At 34.6% G+C, this 23,725-nt stretch carries 20 protein-coding genes; 16 read left to right on the top strand and 4 right to left on the bottom strand.

Translation table 11 applies throughout. The features are described 5' to 3' along the window. The first annotated feature begins 394 nt into the window (after nucleotides 1-394). Nucleotides 395-745 (top strand): purine nucleoside phosphoramidase, encoded by a 351-nt coding sequence (gene hinT, locus KO502_RS07155; RefSeq protein ID WP_216021889.1) that lies wholly within the window; start codon nucleotides 395-397, stop codon nucleotides 743-745. Between the two features lie 103 nt (nucleotides 746-848). On the opposite strand, the gene tssK is transcribed toward hinT, so the two are convergent. From tssK to KO502_RS07175, 4 genes are all read right to left on the bottom strand, one after another. Then, complete coding sequence (tssK, locus tag KO502_RS07160) at nucleotides 849-2,177, bottom strand: type VI secretion system baseplate subunit TssK (protein ID WP_216021890.1); 1,329 nt, start codon at nucleotides 2,175-2,177, stop codon at nucleotides 849-851. A 20-nt stretch (nucleotides 2,178-2,197) separates the two neighbouring features. Next, nucleotides 2,198-2,668, bottom strand: a complete 471-nt coding sequence (gene tssJ / locus KO502_RS07165) for a type VI secretion system lipoprotein TssJ (protein ID WP_216021891.1) — start codon at nucleotides 2,666-2,668, stop codon at nucleotides 2,198-2,200. A gap of 16 nt (nucleotides 2,669-2,684) precedes the next feature. Then, nucleotides 2,685-3,995, bottom strand: a complete 1,311-nt coding sequence (gene tagH, locus KO502_RS07170; RefSeq protein WP_216021892.1) for a type VI secretion system-associated FHA domain protein TagH — start codon at nucleotides 3,993-3,995, stop codon at nucleotides 2,685-2,687. 95 nt (nucleotides 3,996-4,090) lie between these two features. Continuing rightward, nucleotides 4,091-6,061, bottom strand: a complete 1,971-nt coding sequence (locus KO502_RS07175; protein ID WP_216021893.1) for a serine/threonine-protein kinase — start codon at nucleotides 6,059-6,061, stop codon at nucleotides 4,091-4,093. A 448-nt stretch (nucleotides 6,062-6,509) separates the two neighbouring features. On the opposite strand from KO502_RS07175, the gene KO502_RS07180 reads away from it, so the two are divergent. From KO502_RS07180 to KO502_RS07250, 15 genes are all read left to right on the top strand, one after another. Beyond that, nucleotides 6,510-7,043: a DUF6795 domain-containing protein gene (locus tag KO502_RS07180; RefSeq protein ID WP_252730595.1), complete on the top strand. Its 534-nt coding sequence runs from the start codon at nucleotides 6,510-6,512 to the stop codon at nucleotides 7,041-7,043. Between the two features lie 539 nt (nucleotides 7,044-7,582). After that, a complete protein-coding gene (locus KO502_RS07185; RefSeq protein ID WP_252730597.1) occupies nucleotides 7,583-8,122 on the top strand; it encodes a DUF6795 domain-containing protein in 540 nt (179 codons plus the stop codon). 13 nt (nucleotides 8,123-8,135) lie between these two features. Continuing rightward, on the top strand, nucleotides 8,136-8,420 hold the full coding sequence (locus KO502_RS07190; protein ID WP_216021894.1) for a hypothetical protein: 285 nt from the start codon (nucleotides 8,136-8,138) through the stop codon (nucleotides 8,418-8,420). Between the two features lie 281 nt (nucleotides 8,421-8,701). After that, entirely contained in the window at nucleotides 8,702-9,235 is a 534-nt protein-coding gene (locus tag KO502_RS07195) for a DUF4198 domain-containing protein (RefSeq protein WP_216021895.1), read from the top strand. 35 nt (nucleotides 9,236-9,270) lie between these two features. Beyond that, nucleotides 9,271-10,443 (top strand): lipase family protein, encoded by a 1,173-nt coding sequence (locus tag KO502_RS07200; protein ID WP_216021896.1) that lies wholly within the window; start codon nucleotides 9,271-9,273, stop codon nucleotides 10,441-10,443. Nucleotides 10,444-10,837: 394 nt separating this feature from the next. Next, complete coding sequence (locus tag KO502_RS07205; protein WP_216021897.1) at nucleotides 10,838-11,416, top strand: hypothetical protein; 579 nt, start codon at nucleotides 10,838-10,840, stop codon at nucleotides 11,414-11,416. A 129-nt stretch (nucleotides 11,417-11,545) separates the two neighbouring features. Beyond that, complete coding sequence (gene tssL, locus KO502_RS17315; RefSeq protein ID WP_216021898.1) at nucleotides 11,546-12,841, top strand: type VI secretion system protein TssL, long form; 1,296 nt, start codon at nucleotides 11,546-11,548, stop codon at nucleotides 12,839-12,841. A 19-nt stretch (nucleotides 12,842-12,860) separates the two neighbouring features. Further along, nucleotides 12,861-16,409: a type VI secretion system membrane subunit TssM gene (tssM, locus tag KO502_RS07215; protein WP_216021899.1), complete on the top strand. Its 3,549-nt coding sequence runs from the start codon at nucleotides 12,861-12,863 to the stop codon at nucleotides 16,407-16,409. Continuing rightward, complete coding sequence (gene tagF / locus KO502_RS07220; protein WP_216021900.1) at nucleotides 16,391-17,107, top strand: type VI secretion system-associated protein TagF; 717 nt, start codon at nucleotides 16,391-16,393, stop codon at nucleotides 17,105-17,107. Before tssM ends, tagF begins: the two co-directional genes overlap by 19 nt. A gap of 2 nt (nucleotides 17,108-17,109) precedes the next feature. Continuing rightward, nucleotides 17,110-17,883 (top strand): protein phosphatase 2C domain-containing protein, encoded by a 774-nt coding sequence (locus tag KO502_RS07225; protein WP_216021901.1) that lies wholly within the window; start codon nucleotides 17,110-17,112, stop codon nucleotides 17,881-17,883. 209 nt (nucleotides 17,884-18,092) lie between these two features. Continuing rightward, a complete protein-coding gene (tssA, locus tag KO502_RS07230) occupies nucleotides 18,093-19,199 on the top strand; it encodes a type VI secretion system protein TssA (protein WP_216021902.1) in 1,107 nt (368 codons plus the stop codon). 49 nt (nucleotides 19,200-19,248) lie between these two features. Next, nucleotides 19,249-19,749, top strand: a complete 501-nt coding sequence (tssB, locus tag KO502_RS07235; RefSeq protein ID WP_216021903.1) for a type VI secretion system contractile sheath small subunit — start codon at nucleotides 19,249-19,251, stop codon at nucleotides 19,747-19,749. After that, the gene (tssC, locus tag KO502_RS07240; RefSeq protein WP_216021904.1) at nucleotides 19,749-21,236 is read left to right on the top strand and encodes a type VI secretion system contractile sheath large subunit; all 1,488 of its coding nucleotides are present in this window, start codon (nucleotides 19,749-19,751) and stop codon (nucleotides 21,234-21,236) included. The genes tssB and tssC (KO502_RS07240) overlap by 1 nt, the downstream gene beginning before the upstream one ends. Before the next feature lie 44 nt (nucleotides 21,237-21,280). Beyond that, nucleotides 21,281-22,810, top strand: coding sequence for a type VI secretion system contractile sheath large subunit (gene tssC, locus KO502_RS07245; RefSeq protein ID WP_216021905.1), 1,530 nt, complete (start codon nucleotides 21,281-21,283; stop codon nucleotides 22,808-22,810). Nucleotides 22,811-22,828: 18 nt separating this feature from the next. Continuing rightward, on the top strand, nucleotides 22,829-23,608 hold the full coding sequence (locus tag KO502_RS07250) for a type VI secretion system accessory protein TagJ (protein WP_216021906.1): 780 nt from the start codon (nucleotides 22,829-22,831) through the stop codon (nucleotides 23,606-23,608). Nucleotides 23,609-23,725: the final 117 nt, after the last annotated feature.

Here is a 23,725-nt window from a genome sequence, read left to right on the forward strand (position 1 = left end):
CAGCGGTTTCCTAAACAGTCGTTTACTTGTAGAGACTTCAACAGAGCAAAATATAAAGCGTAAGTTTGTTATCGGTATTGTTTCGCTTAGTACTTCAGTTAAATATCTATGGATAGTGATTAGAGCAGAAGGCTTATTACCATGTAACAAGGTAATAAAAAAATCGACATCTACTTTGATCTTGACCGGTTATATCAATAATGTGGACCTTGTCATAGATAGCAAAAACTGCTCATAGTCGGCTTCTTGATTAAGGTCAATAAATGGTATTAAACCAGTTGTTTATATTATTTAAGGTAAGCAGTGTTCAAACTATCAATCGCACTAGTAATATATTTATTTGGCGGTAAACTAGCTTATATACAAAACTACATTAAAAAATAGAGAATCGACTATGAGTGAAGAAACCATTTTTTCTAAAATTATCCGTCAAGAAATCCCAACACCTTTGTTATATCAAGATGATTTGGTGACAGCTTTTAGAGATATTTCCCCGCGTGTAGATAGCCATATTTTAATTATTCCGAATAAGCTTATTCCCACCGTGAATGATGTTGAAGAAGAGGATGAACTGGCTTTAGGTAGAATGATCACAGTTGCTAAAAAACTAGCAAAAGAAGAGGGCATTGATGAAAATGGTTATCGATTAATTATGAATTGTAATCAACATGGCGGCCAGGAAGTTTACCATATTCATATGCACTTATTGGGCGGACAACCGTTGGGTCCATTATTATCGGTTTAACTATCAGCTTTCAACAGTATGACTATATTTTTTGAGTAATGGTGAAATAACGAAGGTTAAAATAGAGATGAGAAAATCTTTAACTCATCTCTATAAGCATTATTTAATGGTTAACTACCCATACTTCAATTTCTAAATCAGGGTAGTGACCAGAAAGGTGAAGAGCAATACCACCACTAGTCTGTAACTTTAACCAATGGCTATTTTGTTTGTCTAATTGGAAATAATGATAACCAGAATGATAAGGTACTTGTCTTGGTGCCACAGGAAGCGCAATAATACCAATTCCAGGTAGTTGATTATTGACTAACTCTCGGATACTTTCTACAGAGCCTATTTTAATTTGTGCGGGCAAGCGCTTGCGTATCTCTTCGTTGGGTAGAGAAGCCTTGATCGCAATGATAAAGTCAGCGTGCTCCAAAGAGTTTTTATCATGTATTGGAGAAAAGTAGATACCATATTGGCTTTTTTCTAATGCAAGTTGGATTGCGGTTTGTTCTAATACACTACTTAAGCTCTGTGTGATACTAGCCATAACATTGCTAAAGACATAATAGAGATTGTCATGCTGATATTTAGGGAATTCAGGTGTACGTTTCGTTGCAGAACTAAATGTTGCTAATTCACCCGAAAAGCTAATAATAGTACGGTACAAGGTTTCGGGGTGAATACCAGACATAATACTATAATGGTCAAATAAAGGTTGGTATTTGTTGAGAAGTTGCAGCATTAAAAAGTCAGAAATTGAACTAGAAGAGCCTTGAGATTGACATAATCTTGCTGCTATCGCCTCTGCACGTTGGTTTATCATACCTTTTATTTCACGAGTAACCTTTATTAAACCTTGAATATTATCGATAGATAAACAAGGAGGAATGAATTTTTTATCTAATGAGATAACACCTTCTTCAGATACCTCTATTATTTTTGCTATAGCGATTGAAACATAACCAGATCTGTCTTCACTTTGTAATTTAAACTGGCAATGTAATTTACCTATTTGCAGTACTTCTGTTGCTTCAGAGCCTATAGATGTATCAATAATATTATGGTCATGAAAATGATAGCGGGTAATAAAAGTGCTATCTTCATCCGAAATGTTTAAACCCGTACTTTTACTGATAGGTAACACAAGGTAGATCAATTGATCTAAAGTACCTGAAGGTATACTTATTGCTTCAGGCAATAAACCTTGTTCGGGTAATACTGCTAATGTATTGTCTTGAAATAAACACTCAACACTGTTTAGGCGAAACTGACCTAATGAGAGCATGCTATTATCAATATCAAGGTCAAATATCCCCCAAGATAGCGGACTTACTTTAGCATTTATTCTTGATTGTTGAAATTGTAGGTAACGTTCTTGTTGCTGCATATGCTGAGGTCGCAAGAACATACCTTCTGTCCATGCTATTGGGCTGAAATCACTCATAAAGTCCTTCTTTATTTGGTTTACTTATTACTAATATAAATGGCTAGTTTTTCAATATTCATCGTGAAAGTATCGTAACCAGTTGGTGATACTTCAATAACTGAACGCCAACGAGAACTATCAATATCACGATAAGCGACGACAAAACCGACATAACGGGTGTTTTTATCTAATTCCATTTTATATTTTTTTAACTCATCTGGTTGTAGTTCTAACTCGTCTTTTCTTAATAAATCAGGCCCTAAAATATCTTCAGGTGATTCATATAAAGTAAAAAAGTCTTGTGTATCAAATATTGTGCGAGAAGATAATTCAAGTACTTTTATGACAACAGGCGATGCTCTCCCGTTCATATCAGGGTTAATATCTTCAGAGGCGTTAAAGTTTACATCCGTAGATGGCGGTATAATTGCATTTATTGTCGAACAACTTGTCATTAACAACACATTAATTGAAACGGCAAGGGCTATATATATTTTTTTTAAAGTCATTTTTACCTTCTCATCATTATAATGATTTAATCTTCTTATCATATGCTTTAACGAAGTCATCTGATAACACTGAACTGCCATTAGCAGTTATTTCATTTACCATATCTTTATGTAAGATTTGATATGTTTTCCAGTAGCGCAACTGTTTTTGCCCTGGTACCACTTGATCAAAAATAGAGTCTTTTAAATCTTTTTTTTCTATCTCTGAAGGCGATAGTTGTTTAAAAATACCTTCAATAGCTCCTAATGTTCCAGCAGTAAGTGCTACATCATGCTTTTTAGTATCGTTAAACGCTTCGGTAATCGCTTGTTTTGATGGTAAAAAACTTGAACTTTTCTTTAAGAATAGATTTTGAAAAGCATCATCAATGGTTGCAGAAAATTTTAATGGGTTATTTTCTTGCTTCTGAAATGTCGTTTGATTAATTCTAAATTCATTTTTTAATGCAGAACGTGTTCTTAAAGATTCAATTAAGCCCATCAGCATTAATTGCATACTTTGACCCATCTCATAAAGTAATTCATCATTTAATTGGTCAGGCTTAATCGACTGAGAGACACCTAAACCTTTGATAAAAGCATCCATAGGTCGACTTTCGGTAGTTGACGACGTTATGATTTGTTGTTTTACATCGCTTGTTGTAACAGTTTCACTTTTTTTAGGAGCTGTAGCTATACCCGATTCAGGAATTTTAGGTGCAGGTTGTTGTTTAATTGTCGTTTTTTTAACGACATTAGTATTAAAAAGTTCATTATCCCATTCTTCTGGTATAGCCTGTGGTACGTCAAAATGATCATTCAAATCATGATTTACAACGGGCATCTTACGAGAGCTTTTTATAGAGTTGGGCATATCATCAAACAAGCTGCTTGGAGATATGCCTTGAGCATGGGAACTAATGCTGGTTTTGTCGTTAAGATCTGATGTCGCTTGAGAATGCAAAGGGGAATCTCCTCTTGATGCGCTCGGTATACGACTACTAGAGGTAGGCACATCAGGTGTATTGGTATCTTTAATAGATACTGATACCTCATAATCACCAAAGGTGAGTAAATCATTATCACATAATTTATGTGAATTTGATTTCCCCAAGGCTTCTACGGAGCGATTTATATATAAACCATTGGTTGATAAATCGTGTATATAAAAGCCGTCTACCTGTTTTTCTACTCGAGCATGGCAGCCCGAAATAACTTTTTCTGGATCGGGTAAATGCCAATCATTACTTTCAGAACGACCCAAGGTAAGCGTATTATTAATACTTATGGTAGAGTTTTGTTCGGGGGAAAGTCTGTGATAGCTAACGATGTCAAAAATCAATTCCATGTACTTTTTATGCCTTATGCAGTAATACGCATGATTCTGCGTATCTTCAATTTTTATTAGTTAAGTTGAAATTAGTATAAATACGTTAATTAAAATTAATTAATTAGCGTATATAGTTCATTGCCTCTTTTAATTAATTGTTTGGCTGTTTTAAAACGTTTCTTTTCTATATATAAATTACCATAATTAAGGTACGAGCCAGCCATAATCTTCTTTACTGCAATCAAAGGAGTGAAATCGGATGGTATTTGGCTTTCTAATTCAGTAATTTTCTCATCAATTTTCATTAATGCTGTAGGGGTTTCAACAAGCGATAAATCTTCATTGAATTGATCAAATGTTGATGCGTAAAATACTTCAGCTGCATCATATGGATAGTTTACAGGCTTACCATTGTTTATATCCGCATTATATTTTGCTAATAACGCAACGGATGACTTTATTTCTTTTCCCAAATCTAATAATGCCTTTGCATCACTATGATATGCGAAAGCTAATTCTCCAACTGAAATGAGTCGTGTAATTCTATCTATATTATGTTCGGTCAATGCTAAAGTAAAAGCATCATTATATACTTTAAATACATCATCTTTTGGTTGAAACTTAAACTCAAAGTCAACGAATTTTAGATCGGCGATTATTTTATCAATATTATTATCGCCTGTTTCATTGTATCGACCTTGTAATAACAGTATGTTTAGACGTTCAGACAAAGCATCAATTATTGCTATGCGACTACTACTTGCTTCCGCTTGTAATTGACTCAATCGTATTGAGTCAGGAAAAATAGCTAACGCATTTTCTATAATTTGATTAACTTGCTCATAATCTTTATAAGTACCTGTTGCGTCTTTAGTAACATTTATAATCCGCTTTTCCGCTATATTGATCAGAGATTGTCTGTGCTCTCTAAGTAACCCTTGTTTTAATAGCCTTTGCTCTGCGGGTATGTTCTCTAATTGAGCCAATAAATCGATAGTAGATAAGTTTTTAAATCCGTTTAATTTTTTTTGCTCGTCATCACTCAATGTGATGAGGTTATTTAAGTTGTCAATTTCTTTTTCTTGAGCTTGATATACCTGAAGGGCAGCAGCTGTAATTACAATACCTGTAGTTATAGCTAAGGCCTTAGGCCAAACTTTACGAGAGAAATCGTTGTTTATCTTTTGAATAGAGTTACAACGCTGTTCTTTATGTATAGCTAAACCTTTTTTTAAACTTGGCCATAATAATAAATTTAAATGTTTAGGTTTCTTTAAGGATGTTTTCTGTAAGTCGACTTTATTTGCGGCTACTCGTTGGTATGGATGTTTACAAGATAATAATTCATAAACAATACAGGAAAAGGCAAAAATATCATCAGCAGTACAAGGCGATTGACCTTCTAATTGTTCAAAGCTTGCGTATGCTGGTGTATATCCTGTGAGCGGTGATGATAGATCATTATTTTGGATGGCATATTTATCAAAGTTTAACTGGACCGCACTTGCAATACCAAAATCAAAAATCTTAATATTTCCTTGTCTAGTCAATATAATATTAGAGGGCTTTAAATCTGTGTGAACAATTCCCATTTTGTGGGCATAAGTTAGTGCTTCACCTATTTGTTGTATTAAATTATTAGCACCTTTAAAAGGTAACCCCATAGGTTTAGAACGTTTAATAACTTGATCAAGTGTTTCACCATCTAACCATTCCATTACAATAAAATGAAAATTATCGTGAGAGTCAACATCATAAACTCTAATAATATTTGGGTGTGATAGTTGCTGTGTTTTTCTTGCTTCTTTAATTAATATTTGTTTTGCTTCTGGAATTGACGAATATTGTTGAAGCAGCACTTTAATAGCGACATAAGGCTCATTAATTCCTGCTGCTTCTAAATGTAAATCTTTAGCCCTGTATATATCACTCATTCCACCTGAACCGATCAATGACTCTATAAGATATCGATCTTTTAAAGACTTGCCAATTAAATTGATAGGAGCAGCAGTTTTTTGTGGGGAGACACCAGCGATGAGTGTTTTATCATCGATAACAGAGGCGGTTGATTGAGTATTTTCCATAAATTAAAACTAAATCCTTTAAAGCAACATTGGTAAGGATAAAATATCCCTAATAAATAACAGCGATATTCTGCTACTTATATGTAAATAATTCAATAAGAAAATGTAAATAACTTTGTTTGAAAATGTTTTTTCAAAAAACAATCATTAAATACATAGTTTTGACACTTTTGTCGATGCTTTGTATCTATCTGCTCTTTTAATCTTATTTATATTATTCTAAATACGGAAATACCATTGTACTAGGCCGAGGCAAAGGGAAGTTTGAATCTTTTAATGTTAATTTTTATAAGTAAATATAATCGTACAGATCTTCTTTCAATTACTTCGATGTAACCAATTGTTAATATTGAAATGTTTTGATAACAATATTTGAATCAATAACTTTTTTCTTTTATATTACTTTCGCAATTTAACAAAGGAGTATTAAGGCAACTCAGGGATTATTATGACATTCGCTTTCTCATCCCCAAAACGTACACTCGTTATTATACTCCTTGCTGTTACTGCACTTATCTTTTTACTTTCAACACAGGCAATGGCAACTATGTTTGGTTTATTTAAAAAATACGATGTTCACCTATCACCTGAGGTTCATGGCGTAATTACTAAAGAGGGTAAGCCTGTTGTAGGTCTTACAGTATTTAGAGGGCTGACTTATGGTGATGATAAAGAGTTAGTTGACGAAGCCATAACCGATAATAAAGGTCGTTTTTCTTTTGAAGAAAAAAACATCCGTTCAAGAAAACCAGGGTCTATGTTTGATGAATCAAGAATCAGGCAAGTTATTGTTGCTAAAGCTGAAAATAAACAGTACATGCTTTGGTATACACAAGCTATAGGTATTGAACCAAACAAAGCATTAACGGAACACCTAAAAAAACTAAATTGTGAATTAGAAAATTCAGAAGAAAAAATAAGGTTTAATAGTTATGAGTACCCTCAAGCTGGATATCTAGTACATAGTATATGTCGATGGTAACTCCACTTACAAAGAACTAATTTAAAAGGATTTAAAAATGACAACTATCTCTTCTCGTATAGCTTAATTACTAGCTGATTCCGCCTATAATATAAAAAACAGTCAGACTTAGGTGGGTATCGTTTGGGTTATAATGCCGATTTATTAGAAAAACACTTCGATCTCGACCTATCTAACGGTCCAGTCAAAGGCGATCATGTTATTGCAATAAGGGGGACAGCCTCATACGAGCTGGTATAGCCGATGCTCATGTCGGATTAACTGGTTCAGCTACTGGTACAAGTGTACACGCGGGTCCTAACAAAATTTTTTATAGCATGAAGCCTGCTTTTCAGGCATATATTCTTCAAATACAAAATAAAGGCTCAATCGGTACAGTTCATTTTGTAGGCCATAGCTTAGATAGCGTTTAATTACCTTTTGTAACCAACAACTAACATTTGAAGTATGTTGATAACAATATTTGAATCAATAACTTTTTTCTTTTATATTACTTTCGCAATTTAACAAAGGGATATTAAGGCAACTCAGGGACTATTATGCCATTCGCTTTCTCACCCCCAAAACGTACACTCGTTATTATACTCCTTGCTATTACAGCACTTATCTTTTTACTTTCAACACAGGCAACAGTAACTATGTTTGGCTTATTTAAAAAATACGATGTTCATCTATCACCCGAGGTTCACGGCCGTATTACTTTCGCAGGTAAACCAATTAAAAATATAATTGTTAATAGAATGTTAGGATGTGAGAGGGGGAGAAATGATAAAAGTAAGACTGATGATAATGGTTTATTTTACTTTCCTGCGCAGAGTATACGTTCTCGTCGACCCGGTCAAATGTTAGATGAAACCCGAGTTTTTCAGACGATCGAGCTTAATTATAAAGATAAAGATAAAGATTATTTACTTTGGTACACAGTTACTGAAGGTAAAACCCATAAAAATATCTCTGAAAAACTAAAACAATTAAATTGTGATCTTACAATGCAAGAAGAAAAATATTATTTCATAAATTACGAATATCCTGAATTTACTCATAACGTATTGAGTATTTGTAGATGGGAAAGCATATAAAAAGGAATGCATTATGTTAAATTTAACCCCTAAGCTAGCTTCAGAGTTAGCTGAATTGTCATATCAAATCAAAACCGCGAATAAACATGGGAAATATAGAGTAGCCGCTAGTCAATTAGTAGACTCTTCCTTCAACTTTGATCTATCTAACGGTCCTATCAAAGGGGTTTCAGGTGGTTTTCTATCACACCTTTTTAATCGAACAACTGGTTTTGCTTTGCTTGGTCAAGGAAAGGGCGTATATAAAGGCGATCATGTTATTGCAATAAGGGGGACAGCCTCATACGAGCTGGTATAGCCGATGCCCATGTGGGATGTACAAGTGTATACACGGGTTTTAACAAAACTTTTTACAACATGAAGCCTGCTTTTCAAGCATATATTTCTCAAATATAAAATAAAGACTCAATCTTACCGTTCATTATGTAGTCCATAACTTAGATAGCGTCAAATTACCTTTTTATAACTAATAATTAATATTTGAAACATATTGATAACAATACTTGAATCAATAACTTTTTTCTTTTATATTACTTTCGCAATTTAACAAAGGGATATTAAGGCAACTCAGGGACTATTATGACATTCGCTTTCTCACCCCCAAAACGTACACTCGTTATTATATTCCTGGCTGTTACAGCACTTATCTTTTTACTTTCAACACAGGCAATGGCAACTATGTTTGGTTTATTTAAAAAATACGATGTTCATTTATCACCCGAAGTTCATGGTGTTATTACTAAAGAGGGTAAACCTGTTGTAGGTCTTACAGTATTTAGAGGGCTGACTTATGGTGATGATAAAGAATTAGTCGACAAAACTTCAACGGATAATGAAGGGCGTTTTTCTTTTGAAGAAAAAAACATCCGTTCAAGAAAACCAGGGTCTATGTTTGATGAATCAAGTATTAGGCAAACCATAGATGTGGATTATCAGGGAGAAAAATATATTTTATGGTATACCGAAGCAATTGGTATTGAACCAAATAAAGCGTTAACGGAACGCTTAGCAAAATTATATTGTGATTTAAACAATTCACAAGATGAATTTGAATTTAATAGTTATGAATACCCACAAGCGGGTTATCTAGTGCACAGTATTTGTCGTTGGTAACCATCTAAAATTTTAATTATAAAAGGATTTGATTTATGTCGACTATTTCTCCTCATATAGCCTCTTTACTGGCAGATACATCATATAAAATAAAAGATTCTGGACGTGCTGGTTATCAGCTTGGAAAAAATGCAAAAAAATTAAATAAATTTTTTACTTTTGATTTGTCGGATGGACCAGTCAAAGGGGTTTCAGGAGGTTTTCTATCACATCTTTTTAATCGAACAACTGGTTTTGCTTTGCTTGGTCAAGGAAAGGGCGTATATAAAGGCGATCATGTTATTGCAATAAGGGGTACAGCCTCATTACGAGATGCTATAACCGATGCCCATGTCGGATTAACTGGATCAGCAACGGGTACAAGTGTACATGCAGGTTTTAATAAAACTTTTTACAGCATGAAGCCTGCTTTTCAAGCATATATTTCTCAAATACAAAATAAAGGTTCAATCGGTACCGTTCATTGTGTAGGCCATAGCTTAGGAGGAGCGCTAGCTGGGTTGACTGCTGACTGGCTTAAAAGTGAATATGGAATGCCTGTTAATTTATATACCTTTGGCTCACCAAGAATTGGGTTAAGTAGTTTTTCAGCTCAAACAACGGCTAGAGTCGATAATATTTTTCGTTGTACCCACGGTGCAGATCCTGTACCTAAAGTGCCTTTGTGGCCGTTTATTCATGCGCCTTATAATGGCACAGAATATAGATTGAATAGTGGTCAAGGTTTTAACCCAAGTGCACATAAAATGGGTGTAAATGGTAATCCCGGTTATGTTAACTCAGCTAAGGGAAATGACTGGGGTTCCTTGCAAAGACGTTCTGATAACTTTTTAAATACACCGGTGCGTTTAGATTACAATAATCGAAATCAAGCTTCTTACAGTGCTTATTGGGCCGATAAAATTAGTGCTGCACTTATCACTTTGCTTAAAGATGAAGGTTACTATCAAGCAATATTAGCGCAAGCTTCAGTTGGCTCAGCGTTAACGTTTTATGATTTAGTTTCTAGAACTTTAGTTAAAGTAGCACAAGCTTCAGTTAAACGTTCCAAGCAAGTTGCTGGTTTGCTCGGCCATATGCTGGCCTTTGCCGGACAAACAACATATAAATTGGCTGAACTGACTTATGATGTTATCAAGTGGGTTTTTGATAAAACATTAGGGGTCTTATATCGTTCAGTAAGAGAAGCGATTAATAGCGCCATGTAAATTTTAAGACTCAAATAATCTAGATTTCTCTATCTTCAGTCATTTTAAGGATAAAAAACACAGGTTAAGTGTTAATTTTACCGTGTTTTTTATTTGTATTTTGCTCCATAAAGTGAAAGTAAGTTCAGACGTTGAGTCAGGTTTTTACATAAATTACAGTATTAATATAAGGCACTATTTTCACTATTAATAGTAGCCTTGACCTTGTGCTCTTAGGCAATAGAAAATGAATTTTAACATTGTTTTATTAATAGTATTTTTATTAATACCTTTTGTTATTTATCGCGACTATAAAGTGGGTCACGATAAATGTGAGCATAATAGTGAACTTTTTTTAGCTTCTATACCATTAATAGCGCTTTTTTATTTAACGCACTTTTTTTATGCGTTATTGATGTTAATGCTACTTGTTTTATACGGAATAGGGTTAAAAATAATTGCTCATAAATATCGTTGGCTTAAATTCGATATACAGCTAATGAGAAGTTATAGCATAGGTAGTGTAGGCTGTGGCGTTTTTGCGTTTGGGCTTTATAAGTTAGTGGCTTATTTATGGTCTTTAATCAGTACAGTAAATTTTTCCCTACTAACACAACAAGATGTATGGCTTAAGAAAACAAACGATGTAGTCGATACACTAAACCATTGGCCTTATATAGCTTATAGCATAGTTATTACCACTATATTATTAGCTACCATATTTGATCGTATGCCAAAGCGACAAAATAAAGATGAATATTCTGTTTTTTTTGTACTTTTTCTTATTCCGGCTTCTTTGGTTTTACCTTGGTTCAGTGAGCATTATTGGTGGTTTTTATTGGTAACTTTTACACTTGTGCCATTGGTGGTGTTCTTCGTTTATGGTTACACAGAGGAAAATAAACACGAAGCCATCGATATAACAAGGCTCTTTAGTTATGTTTATTTCGCACTCAGCCATTTTAATGTGTTTTTTTATTGGTTGCTTGGTTAACTTTGCTAAAAGTACTTTTTACATACTCTAAAACCTTTAGTGCATAGATCTTTGTATAACTAGAGGTTTTTATATCTACATTATTTATGCTATTCAAAAATAGCGGATAAATTAAGGACTAATATTACCGTGAACGATAAAACAATAGTCAAACCAAGGCCAGGCCGCGGTGCAGGCTCGTTTAATAAATTAGATAGCCAACTCGAAGATAAAAGTAGTAAAACGATTGTGCATGAAGACAAAATAAATAGTCGTGCATATCATACTATCCTTACTATGACTGATAACCCATTAGTAGATAATGCAGGGGTATTACTTTCAACAGGTATTAAATTAAGAAATACCCAGCAACATGATGACGTTAATACCTTAAGGTTACAGTGTATTGATTTAATTAAAAATTATGAACATACGTTAAGAGCCGCTAATGTACCTACTGAAGATATTCAGTCAGCTCGCTATTGTTTATGTAGTTTCCTAGATGAAATTATTTTGAACTCACCTTGGGGTGGGGATAGTCTATGGTCGTCAGAAAGTCTGCTGTCAACTTTTCACAGTGAAACATTTGGTGGGGAGTACTTTTATACCCTGCTTGAAAGTGCTTTACAGTATCCAGCAGAAAAGAATCATTTACTTGAATTGATGTACCTTTGTTTAACCTTGGGTTTTGTTGGAAAGATGAAAGTCGAGGCGCAAGGTGAGCAGAAGCTAGAAGATTTAAGAGATAAAGCTTATCACAGTGTGCAATCCTTTAAAGGAGACTTACTGCGCGAATTATCGCCGGGTTGGCGAGATAAAGTTATTCATAATACTGAATTCCAGCAACCTTTTCCTTTATGGGTCATTGGTGCTTTATTTGGTGTACTGCTTCTCTTCATTTACATGTCTTTTAGCTATAGCATTAATAGTTATTCATCAAGCGTATATAAAGAGTTGGTCTCTTTAGTGCCATGGTATGACAATGATAAAACTCAAATTCAGCACATGAGTAGAGATGAAGCCCTCGTATTACAACAATTACTGCAAACAGAAATAGATAAAAACTTACTCGAAGTTGAACAGCTATCCGACAGAATAAGAATTCGAATCGGTGCTGGCGCTTTGTTTGCGTCGGGTAGTACAAAGCCTAGAGTCGACTTTGAACCTATATTAGCCAAAATTGCCAGAACACTTGAAGGTACTCAAGGAAAAATATTAATCACAGGTCATACAGATGACGAACCCATTTTTACTACAAAATATCCTTCTAATTGGCATTTATCATTAGCAAGAGCGACATCAATCGGCAACTTTTTGGCAAATAATGCATCATTAAAAGGACGTTTATGGCCAGAAGGAATAGGTGAGTCACAACCACGAGTTGATAATAGTAATGAGTATAATCGCTCATTAAATCGTCGTATTGAAATAGACTTGTTGTTTTAGTTGTTCACAGGGAATTGTTATGTCATTTAAAGAAAGCTTTAAAAAAATTATTACCAAATTAAAATCAAAAACTGTGATCACTATAGTAGGATTTATCTGTTTGGCATTACTCATATGGTTTGGCGGGCCATTAATTGCTATTGCAGGTTACGAACCACTCATCAGTATATCTGCTCGTATTATTCTCTTATTAATTATCATAATTATTTGGGGGGCCATTAAGTTTGCAAGTAAAGTACAAGACAAAAAACAAAGTGAAGAAATGGTAAATAACCTAATCAATGGTGAAGATGAGAGTAACGGTAGTTCAACTGAAGAAACAGTGAAGAGCGAAATAAACGTTCTACATAAAAAAATGGTGCAAGCCTTAGATATTTTAAAAACGACTAAATTTGCGAATAGCAAAAGCATATACGAATTACCTTGGTATATCATGATTGGTCCTCCTGGATCAGGGAAGACTACGGCTATTCAGCAATCAGGACTAGAATACCCATTACAAGAAAAGATGGGGATAGACATGATACAAGGCGTTGGAGGTACACGTCATTGTGATTGGTGGTTTACTAATAAAGCAGTTTTAATTGACACCGCAGGACGATATACAACCCAAGATAGTCATGCGAAACAAGATTCTCGTGCCTGGCAGGGGTTTCTCGGGTTACTTAAAAAGTTTAGGCCATTACGCCCTATTAATGGTGTCATTATTAGTATGGGGATGTCTGAATTATTAAATCAAACTAAAACAGAAAGAAATTTGCATGCTAGAGCAATAAAGCAACGCCTACAAGAATTACAAAATCAACTAGGTATGACTTTTCCTGTTTATGTACTTTTTTCTAAATGTGATTTGATCGCCGGATTTAATGAGTTTTTTGATGATTTCGCACAAGAAGATTGTGAGCAAATTTGGGGGGTATCTTTTCCGCTCTCTACTGATAACGAACAAGAAAGTATTGTTAGTACCTTCAATAAAGAATTTCATGCTTTACTAAGTAATTTAAATGCACGTATCAATGCTAGGTTAAAAAATGAAAGAGATCTTGACCGTCGAGCAGCCATATACGAATTTCCAAAACAGTTACGTTTATTACAAAGTGCTGCAGACGATTTTTTAAAAGAAATATTTTCACCTAACGCTTATGAAGAAGCTCCTTTGTTACGTGGTGTGTATCTAACCAGTGCAACACAAGAGGGAACACCAATTGATCACCTTTCTTCAACCTTAGCGGCAGGTGGTAAAGTAGAATTAAAAGCGAGTGAAGTAAAACATCAACGCAGCTATTTTATAAAACGTTTACTCGAAGATGTCATTTTTCCAGAAAAAAACTTGGCTTCGGTTAACCGACAACACGACAAACAAAACTTGTTACTAAGGCATGCTACTGTGGCTGTTGCATCAGTGATAACAATTTTCTTTACTTACGGTTGGTGGTCTAGCTACGCTTGGAACACAGAGCTTGTTGATCACACAAAAGATGCTGTTGTTGAATACCAAAAAATTACTGATGGCGGTTTAACAGCACAATCTGAAATTATCACGTTAACTAAAGGTTTATCAACGTTGAGAAATTTCCCTGTTGGGTATGCTAATGAAGAAAGCGAAGATGCTCGTACGCTAGGTTTATATCAAGGAAATAAATTAAAACAACCCGCAAGTGCGGCTTATGAAAGAGCACTGGATGCCTTTTTATTACCTTATTTAACAAAAGCACTAACAAAAGAAATGTTAGAAAACTCCACTCATTTAAACTATGTATACGAAACACTGAAAACGTACTTAATGTTATTTAACCCTGAGTATTTTGAAGAAGAAGATATTAAAATTTGGTTCTCTGCGTACTTTGATAGAAATATACCAGGAAAAATAAATGCCTCCATTAGAAGTGAACTTAATCAACATTTAGCTACATTACTTTCAAAGGGGACAAGAGGGGATGAATATAATGAAGACGCAGTATTAGAAGCACGACAGACACTGACTATGTTACCACTAGTTGAACGAGCTTATCAGCGTTTAAAAAGTGACTTTGTTGATAGTAGTATTCCTGATTTCAAATTAATTGACATATTGAGTCTTGATAGCCTGCAAGGTTTTGCATTTCAAAGTGAGCGAAATTTTGATGAAGGTATTCCAGGTCTTTATACTTATAATGGTTTTCATGGTATTTTTAGCATTGAAAAAAATAGAATTATAAAACGATTAATCGAAGATAGTTGGGTCTATGGAGATGACTTAAACACGCTAGACGAAGCGACTAAATCACAAATTACCTCACAATTAGAACAAAAATATATACGAGATTATATTTTTTATTGGGAAGACTTTTTAAGTGATTTAACGGTTAAACCAATAAACTCGTTAAGTGAAGGTGTTGAAATCACTCGAGCGCTATCAAGCCCTGATGCACCAATTAAAAGCATTATTGCTGCTGCTAAAAAAAACCTACAATTAACGAAACTGCCATTGTCTAAAAATACGAAAGCTGCTACAGAAGTAGCGAAAAGCACAACAGATGTATTATTTGCTTCGAAAAAATCAAGAATTAGCCGGCTATTGCCTGATGAGCCTTTAGAGTTAGATATTGATTTACCTGGTCAAGAGGTTGAGTTTGCCTTTACTGATCTTCTTGCTGTTAATATAAAAGCGTTAGATGAAATACAAGCAACGCTAAGATTAATTAATCGTAGTATGGATAAAGCAAGTGGCGCTTCACAAGAGAAAACAACGTATATGAATCAGCGTTTAGAGAGTGATTTCTCTTCTTTAGGAAGCAATTTACAAAAACAAGTATCTGATATGCCTTTTCCTGTTATTGACTGGCTAACACCTATAGCTAAACGCACTAAAGGCTTTGCGCAAAATAACCAAAGCCAACGTTTGAATGGAATTTGGAAGTCTCAAGTATTATCTGAATACCGTAGGGCAATTAAAGGCCGTTATCCATTTAGACGCAATACAAGTATAGACGTTAGAGTAAAAGATTTTAGTCGATTTTTTGCATACGGTGGTACGCTCGATAAATTTTGGAATAAATATTTAGCTGAACATGTCGATACCAGCAAATCTACTTGGTATTTTACTAAAAATATTGGTATCAGCACTGATGTGTTAGCAATGTATCAACGAGCTCATATTATCAGAGAAGCATTTTTCGAAGCTGACAATAAAACGCCTAAAGTCTACTTTAGTCTAGAGGCGCAATACCTTGATCGAAATATTAGTCAATTTATGTTAGAAATTGATGGAAAACAACTAAACTATCGCCATGGACCTACTAGAAAAGAACAGTTTGTTTGGCCAGGTGTAAGTGCTAATAATGAGACAAGAATAGCTTTTACGCCACCAAATGGAGGTCGACCACTAAATAAAAAATATACTGGTGAATGGTCGCTATTTAAACTCTTGGATGATTTAAGTAGTGTACGACCAGAAACTAAAAAAGACGGCTTGTTAAAAATATCGCTCAGTGGTTATAAAGCTGATATTAAGTTTATTGCAAACAGTGTGAATAATCCTTTCTGGATGTTGAATTTGGAGAGTTTTTCATGTCCAACAACCCTATAGACTCAATAGGCTTTTGTGGCAAAATTCCGATAAAAGGTGATTTTGTACAAAGTAAATTAAACAATGACTTTTTAAAACATTGGAACGAGTGGTTGCAAGCTGTTATTGCCGTCAGCAAAGAGCAATTAGAAGACGACTGGTTAGATTGTTATTTAACTAGTCCTATTTGGCACTTTTCACTTTCTGCAGGTATTTGTTGTGATTCCCCCATGATTGGAACAGTAATACCGAGTATTGACCAAGTTAATAGACCATTTCCTTTTACTCTTGCAACTGAGCATAACAATTCCGCATTGCAAGGGTGGTATAAAAATACATGGTCAGAAAAATTTGAAGAAATGATCCTAAAAGTCCTGAATGATGATTTTGACTTTGATGATTGGTGTACTATGTTGTCGAATGAAGAAGTTGCGATACAAAATACTAAAACTAATTCGGCAACGAGAGAATCTGAAGACAAAATTAAAAAAGCATGGGTAATTAAAGGTGATTCTCCCCCTGAATTACTTGATTTACTTCACCATCAGTACAGTCATCATTACGGCCGTTATAGTTTATGGTGGACGCTTGGATCATATTTCGTTGAGCCTTGTTTAATTATTACCGAAGGTTTACCGCAAGTTAGTCAATTTTCAGCAATGTTAAATGGACAATGGCAAGAAAATAATTGGAATGTAACCAAAATATTAAAGGAATAATCATGTATTTATCAAGCCATGCGCAAACGCATCGAGGTACCGTTCGACAAATAAATGAAGATGCTTTTCTTGAGTTACCTCAACAAGGTATATGGGTCGTCGCCGATGGTATGGGTGGGCATGCGGCAGGTGATGTGGCTAGCCAATTGGTAATTGATAACATTCAAGACGCGGTTGAAAATAAAACATCAGATGAAGTTAGTACTGACATGTTAATTAAAATACTTCAGCAATGTAATACTCAATTACAAGAAATGAGTGAAAATCAATTTTTAGGTAAAGTGGTTGGAACGACTGTGGTTATTTTGTGGGTTAAAAAAAATGACTATTCACTTTTATGGGCTGGCGATAGTCGTGGTTATTTATTACGAAATAATAAACTACAACAAATAACTAAAGATCACAGTCAAGTTAATGACATGGTTGATGAGGGGATTTTAAAAGCTGAAGAAGCTGAAAGCCATCCATTAGCGAATGTGATTACTCGTGCCGTGGGAGTAGATAATAACTTAAATGTTGAGGTGAAAACAGCTCCACTTTTAGTGGGCGATGTTTTTTTATTATGTAGCGACGGTTTAAATAAAGAGGTAAGTGATAGTGAAATTGAACGAGCCTTACAACCCGGTAATATTATCGATGCAGGTATGGCGTTAATGCATGCATCATTAGTACGTAATGCAAGGGACAATGTTACTTGTATTATTGCTAAAAATAACCAACGTGAAATTAATGTCATTAACAATGAGCATGATGCTACGATTCCAGTTTTTATATAGAAAATCATTTCTTATTATAATCAATGAGTTATAGATTCTCTTGTTTTTATATAAAATATTTCGTTAATATTTGGTTAAATAACAAAATAAATAATTGCTATGTATAATCCACTTGTTTACTATTGCAACTAAAATTTTACAAGTTAGTTTAAAATTTTACAATTCAATACGATTAAACAATTTACAATATATAACAAGGACGTTTTAATTTGTTAGCTCAAAATCTCAATATTGAAGATCTTATTCAACCTATTAATGCTGATATTGAAACGGGAACTAATCCTCGAGATGACGTTTCGCCTACTTCTATTTATTATCTCCTTAAAGATATCCGGAACACATCAAGAGCGAAAGAGCGAAAAGCTTTAGTTAATGATGAAAATCTACTTTCTATTGCAACTGATTGGCGTCCTATTCTTGAACAGGTACCTGAAATATTAAAAAATCAATGTAAAGACTTAGAATTTGTTGCTTGGTTAGTTGAAGCACTTTGTCGTATACATGGCTTTAAAGGGCTAACCCTCGGTTTTACACTAGCAGCAGAATTAATAGAGAGATATTGGGACAATTTATATCCAACCCCAGATCTTGATGACCTTTCAGAACGTCTAGCACCACTAATTGGTTTAAATGGTATTGAAAGTGAAGGATCATTAATACAACCAATTAAAGCTATTTTAATCACAGAAGGTCAATCAGAAGGACCATTTTCAACTTGGCAATACGAGCAAGCACTTGATGTTGATCGACTAGATAACGATAAGCAAATTAAAAAATTTGAATCAGGCGCTGTTTCTTTAGAAGAAGTCGAGATTGCAATAAAAGAAACACCAGATAGTTTCTTTATACAGTTAAATAAAGACATTGATGACTCTATTCTCGCGTTTAATCGTTTGTCTGAAGTGATGGATGTTGCAATGGGCGGTGATCCTCAACCTACAAGCTATATCAGTGCCGCTATCCAAGCTTGTTCTATTTGTGTCAAACAACTTGCTGAAAACGTATTAAAAAAATCAGCGGAAGAAGAATACGTTGAAGAAGCCGAAGATACTGATAATGAAATGGAAAAAAGCGAATCTAATCTAGGTATCAATCAGCAGATAAATTCAAGAGAAAAAGCAATTCAAAACTTAGATGTTATCGCTGCTTATTTTCGTAAAACAGAACCTCATTCACCAATGTCATATGCCATAGAGCAAGTGATACGTTGGAGCGAATTAAGTCTGCCAGAATTATTACAAGAGCTTATTCAAGATGGGGATGCCCGTAATGGTTTCTTCAAATTATCAGGCATTAGAACAGAAAACGAAACATAACACTAAAGCGGTATTTTACTGCGTAATTTAATATTAGAAAGGAGATCTCATGAGTATACATGATAAATTAAAAAGAGTTAGAAAACCCCGCGTTCACATAACATACGATGTAGAAACCGAAGGTGCTATTGTTAAAAAAGAATTACCTTTTGTTATTGGTATTACAGGGGATTTCTCTGGTCATAATACAAAAGATTTAAAACCATTAAAAGATCGACGCTTTGTGCAAATAGACCGTGATAATTTTGATGAAGTATTACACCGTATGAACCCTCAATTAGAGATTGCGGTTGATAATACCTTAACGGATGATGATACACAGTTGAAAGTTGCTTTAGACTTTAAATCATTAAATGATTTTGAACCTGCTTCGATTGTTAATCAGGTTGAGCCCCTTAAAAAAATGATGGAAACACGTAATAAACTTCGTGATTTAATGACTAAAGTGGATAGATCTGAAGACTTAGAAAACATTTTAGAGGATGTATTAAGTAATACCGCTAGTTTAGATAAATTAGCGAAAGAATTAGATATTCAAGGAGCAGAGTAATGAGTATGGAAGCTGAAGTATTACAAGCGACAAGTGAAGAAACAGGCTTTTCTATTTTAGATCAAGCGATTGATGCAACGAAACAAACAGAATCTTCACGTGCAGAAGAGTTGATCAGATCGTTAACAGAAGAAGCCCTTAAAGGTACTGTCCAATGGAACAAAAACCTAACAGTTACATTCAATCAAGCTATTCAAATAATTGATGAAACAATTTCGAAGCAACTTGCTGCTATTATGCATAACGAAGAGTTTCAAAAGTTAGAAGGAAGCTGGCGTGGACTTAACCATACTGTTCAAAATTCAGAAACGAATGCGACACTTAAAATTCGTATCATGAGTTTGAGCAAAAAAGAACTTCATAAAGATTTAAGTAAAGCCGTTGAGTTTGATCAAAGTCAAACCTTTAAAAAGATATATGAAGCTGAATTTGGTACACCTGGCGGTGAACCTTACGGATGTATTGTTGGTGATTATGAATTTAGTAACCATCCTACCGACGTAGAAACATTATCATTAATGTCAAACGTCGCGGCGGCAGGTTTCTGTCCGTTTATATCTGCTGCTGGTTCATCACTATTCGGTTTTGATGATTGGACAGAGTTAAGTAAACCTCGCGATTTAGAAAAAGTATTTGAATCACTAGAATATACCAAATGGCGCTCGTTCAGAGATAGTGATGATTCTCGCTTTGTTACGTTAACAATGCCGAGAGTTTTAGCTAGATTACCTTACGGTGAATCTACTCAACCAGTAGAAGAATTCCGTTATGAAGAATTAGAGTTAGACGATACGCAAACACGCTCTAAAACAGCAGAACATGATAATTATTGTTGGATGAATGCATCATATGTAATGGCAACGAATATGGGGAAAGCATTTAGTAAATATGGCTTTTGTACTGCAATTCGTGGTGCTGAGGGAGGCGGAAAAGTTGAAGGCTTACCGGCACATGTATTTACTAGTGATGATGGTGATCCGGATCTTAAATGTCCAACAGAAATTGGCATTACTGATAGACGAGAAGCAGAACTGAGTAAACTTGGCTTTTTACCATTATGTCACTACAAACATACTGATTACGCAGTATTCTTTGGCTCACAAAGTTGTCAAAAACCACAAATTTTTGATAGTCATGATGCAACAGCAAATGCTGCGATATCTGCACGACTTCCTTACTTAATGGCAACATCAAGATTTGCCCATTATTTGAAAGTAATGGCAAGAGATAAAATAGGTAGTTTCATGGAAGCAGAAGATGTTGAAGCTTGGTTAAACCGTTGGATATTATCTTTCGTCAATGCATCAGAGGGAGGAGGACAAGAAATTCGTGCTAAATACCCATTAGCTGATGCTAAAGTAGAAGTTAAAGAGATACCAGGTCAACCAGGTGCATATAATGCGGTTGCTTGGTTACGTCCATGGTTACAAATGGAAGAGTTAACTGCTTCATTACGTTTAGTTGCAAAAATTCCAAGTATTGGTTAATTTGCGAAATTATTGAGCTGATAGGTCAAGGATATATAAACATTATGCAGGAAGCTATTTCATTTGTGGAGAATGAAATATTTACCAAAGAGGTAGATATCGAAGCCACAAATCCTTCAGCTCAACAGTTACACAGTAAACACTTAGTCGACCGTTTTTTACGAGAGACTGATATGAAAAAATCGTTAATGTTATGGCTTGAAAATTCAGGCTATAACACTGACAATATTAAGAAAAATAATATACTTTCATTGTTGCGTAAAGCTATAGCAGATATAGATAAAAAACTATCTACACAAATAAATTGCATTATTCATCATACCGAATTTCAAGCACTTGAATCTGCTTGGCGTGGTGCATTATATTTAGTCAATCAAAAGGAAACTAACGACAAAAATCAAAAAGTAAAAATAAAACTTTTAGATTGTAGTTGGAAAACCCTTAGTAAAGATATAAATAAGGCGATAGAGTTCGATCAAAGTGAATTCTTTAAACTGGTTTATAACAATGAATACGATATGTCTGGAGGTGAGCCTTTTGGACTGCTGATCGGTAATTATCAAATATCCCATCAAAATAGAGAGGGTAGCTTGATAAATGACATTGACATTCTCAAAGAAGTTACTCGAACTGCCGCCGCCGCATTTTCTCCTTTTATTACCTCAGCTCATCCCTCTTTTTTTGGTGTTGATAATTTTTCTGATTTAGCTATACACACAGATTTCACTAATAGTTTTAACCAAATTGAGTACATCAAATGGAATTCTTTGCGGGATATGGATGATGCACGATTTTTAGGGATCACATTACCTTACACCTTAATGAGAGCACCTTATAAAAATGATGGAAGTAGAAACGAAGCTTTCCGATTTACTGAGGTAATTAAAGATCCACAAAAAGATCACCTTTGGGGGAATGCTTCTTTTGCCTTTGGGGGCGTGCTTATTCGTGCGTTTGCAGAATCAGCTTGGTTTGGTCAGATTAGAGGTATGCAGCCAGGTGTAAAAAGTAAAGGTTTAGTGTGTGATTTACCAGTATGTCAATATGAAACTGATTTGTATCGAGGAAGAAGCAAGCCATCAATTAACTTATTAATTAGTGATCGCGCTGAAAAAGCACTTTCAGATAATGGTTTTATTCCTTTATCTGCTGTTCCAGGAAGTGAACACTTAGTGTTTTATAGTAACTCATCTACTCAAAAACCTATTGAATATGATTCTATTTCAGCAACCGTTAATGCAAAACTTTCCTGTATGTTGCAATACATTTTATGTGTTTCTCGCTTCGCTCATTATATAAAAGCAATAGGCCGAGAAAAAATTGGTACTTACAGAAATGCAGAGCTTTGTGAGCGAGAGTTGCAAAAGTGGTTGTATCAATATACAACCGCCTCTGAATCAGCATCAGATCTAGTGCGAAGTAAATATCCGCTTCAAACTGCACAAGTCCAAGTAAAAGAAATAAGAGGTAAACCAGGGCACTTTTATTCAACTATTCAGTTGCAGCCCCATTTCCAATTAGATCAAATGATCTCAAGTATAAAACTGGTGACAGAGTTAACACCTAAAAATTAAAGCTAAAAAGGAATTAACATGAAAAAAATACAAGAATTGCTTCAAGAATCTCGACTGTCTGACAGCATATCTCATTTAGAAATACAATTACGTGATGATCCATTAAATGTTGACGCTAAGAGTAGCTTAATTGAATTACTTTGTATTAATGGTGAATTAGAACGTGCGGACAAACAACTTAATTACATGGTACAAAAACACCCTGATTTTTTAATTGGCGCTGCCAACTTAAGACAATTAATTCATGCTGAACAAAGTAGACAAGACTTTTTAATTGGCAAATCGGTTCCTCATATATTTACTGAGTCTGACGCACACATTGAGGCGTTTATGTCGCTTCGAGTAGAAATGAATCAAGGAAATGCAGAAAGTATAACTAATAGCGCCTTAAAACTTGAAGAAAACAGAACAGATATTCAAGTAGAACTAAATGGTGAAGTTGTTAATGAGTTTAGAGATTTAGATGATTCTCTTGGTGGTTTCCTTGAAATATTTGGGACAGATGGAAAATATTATATCGCTCAGATAAAAGATATTGAATATATTCATTTTAAGCCAGTAAGCTCAATTATTGAACAAGTGTGGCGTCGTGTTGAACTAAGCATCAAAAATGGTCCTAGTGGGGAAGCACATATACCGCTAGTGTACGCTAATAGCAGTACGGATGCGGAAAAATTAGGTAGAGAAACCGATTGGCAAGAAAAAGCACCCGATGTGATGGTAGGTGTTGGTCAGAAAATGTGGTTTGTGAATGATCAAGCCGTGCCTTTATCTGATTTTATAAAACTATCTGATTAGTGATTATCTATTTTTAACTTAAAAGCCAGTTGTTTTATAATGTAACTTCAGGGTAAAATAATTGTAAAGGTAAAGTAAAGTTGTGTTTAAGGGTAAATAACATTTACTTGTTTACCC

The sequence above is a fragment of the Colwellia sp. E2M01 genome (genome assembly GCF_018860585.1).
GTDB lineage: Bacteria > Pseudomonadota > Gammaproteobacteria > Enterobacterales > Alteromonadaceae > Colwellia.

What these genes read in the sequence shown, in the direction of transcription:
- tagF (WP_216021900.1), top strand. Translation starts at nt 16,391, where the DNA reads ATGTCCAACAACCCTATAGACTCAATAGGCTTTTGTGGCAAAATTCCG.
- tssJ (WP_216021891.1), bottom strand. Translation starts at nt 2,668, where the DNA reads ATGACTTTAAAAAAAATATATATAGCCCTTGCCGTTTCAATTAATGTG.
- KO502_RS07250 (WP_216021906.1), top strand. Translation starts at nt 22,829, where the DNA reads ATGAAAAAAATACAAGAATTGCTTCAAGAATCTCGACTGTCTGACAGC.
- KO502_RS07200 (WP_216021896.1), top strand. Translation starts at nt 9,271, where the DNA reads ATGTCGACTATTTCTCCTCATATAGCCTCTTTACTGGCAGATACATCA.
- KO502_RS07195 (WP_216021895.1), top strand. Translation starts at nt 8,702, where the DNA reads ATGACATTCGCTTTCTCACCCCCAAAACGTACACTCGTTATTATATTC.
- tssM (WP_216021899.1), top strand. Translation starts at nt 12,861, where the DNA reads ATGTCATTTAAAGAAAGCTTTAAAAAAATTATTACCAAATTAAAATCA.
- KO502_RS07225 (WP_216021901.1), top strand. Translation starts at nt 17,110, where the DNA reads ATGTATTTATCAAGCCATGCGCAAACGCATCGAGGTACCGTTCGACAA.
- hinT (WP_216021889.1), top strand. Translation starts at nt 395, where the DNA reads ATGAGTGAAGAAACCATTTTTTCTAAAATTATCCGTCAAGAAATCCCA.
- tssB (WP_216021903.1), top strand. Translation starts at nt 19,249, where the DNA reads ATGAGTATACATGATAAATTAAAAAGAGTTAGAAAACCCCGCGTTCAC.
- KO502_RS07190 (WP_216021894.1), top strand. Translation starts at nt 8,136, where the DNA reads ATGTTAAATTTAACCCCTAAGCTAGCTTCAGAGTTAGCTGAATTGTCA.
- KO502_RS07175 (WP_216021893.1), bottom strand. Translation starts at nt 6,061, where the DNA reads ATGGAAAATACTCAATCAACCGCCTCTGTTATCGATGATAAAACACTC.
- KO502_RS07185 (WP_252730597.1), top strand. Translation starts at nt 7,583, where the DNA reads ATGCCATTCGCTTTCTCACCCCCAAAACGTACACTCGTTATTATACTC.
- KO502_RS07205 (WP_216021897.1), top strand. Translation starts at nt 10,838, where the DNA reads ATGTTAATGCTACTTGTTTTATACGGAATAGGGTTAAAAATAATTGCT.
- tssC (WP_216021904.1), top strand. Translation starts at nt 19,749, where the DNA reads ATGAGTATGGAAGCTGAAGTATTACAAGCGACAAGTGAAGAAACAGGC.
- tssK (WP_216021890.1), bottom strand. Translation starts at nt 2,177, where the DNA reads ATGAGTGATTTCAGCCCAATAGCATGGACAGAAGGTATGTTCTTGCGA.
- tssC (WP_216021905.1), top strand. Translation starts at nt 21,281, where the DNA reads ATGCAGGAAGCTATTTCATTTGTGGAGAATGAAATATTTACCAAAGAG.
- KO502_RS07180 (WP_252730595.1), top strand. Translation starts at nt 6,510, where the DNA reads ATGACATTCGCTTTCTCATCCCCAAAACGTACACTCGTTATTATACTC.
- tagH (WP_216021892.1), bottom strand. Translation starts at nt 3,995, where the DNA reads ATGGAATTGATTTTTGACATCGTTAGCTATCACAGACTTTCCCCCGAA.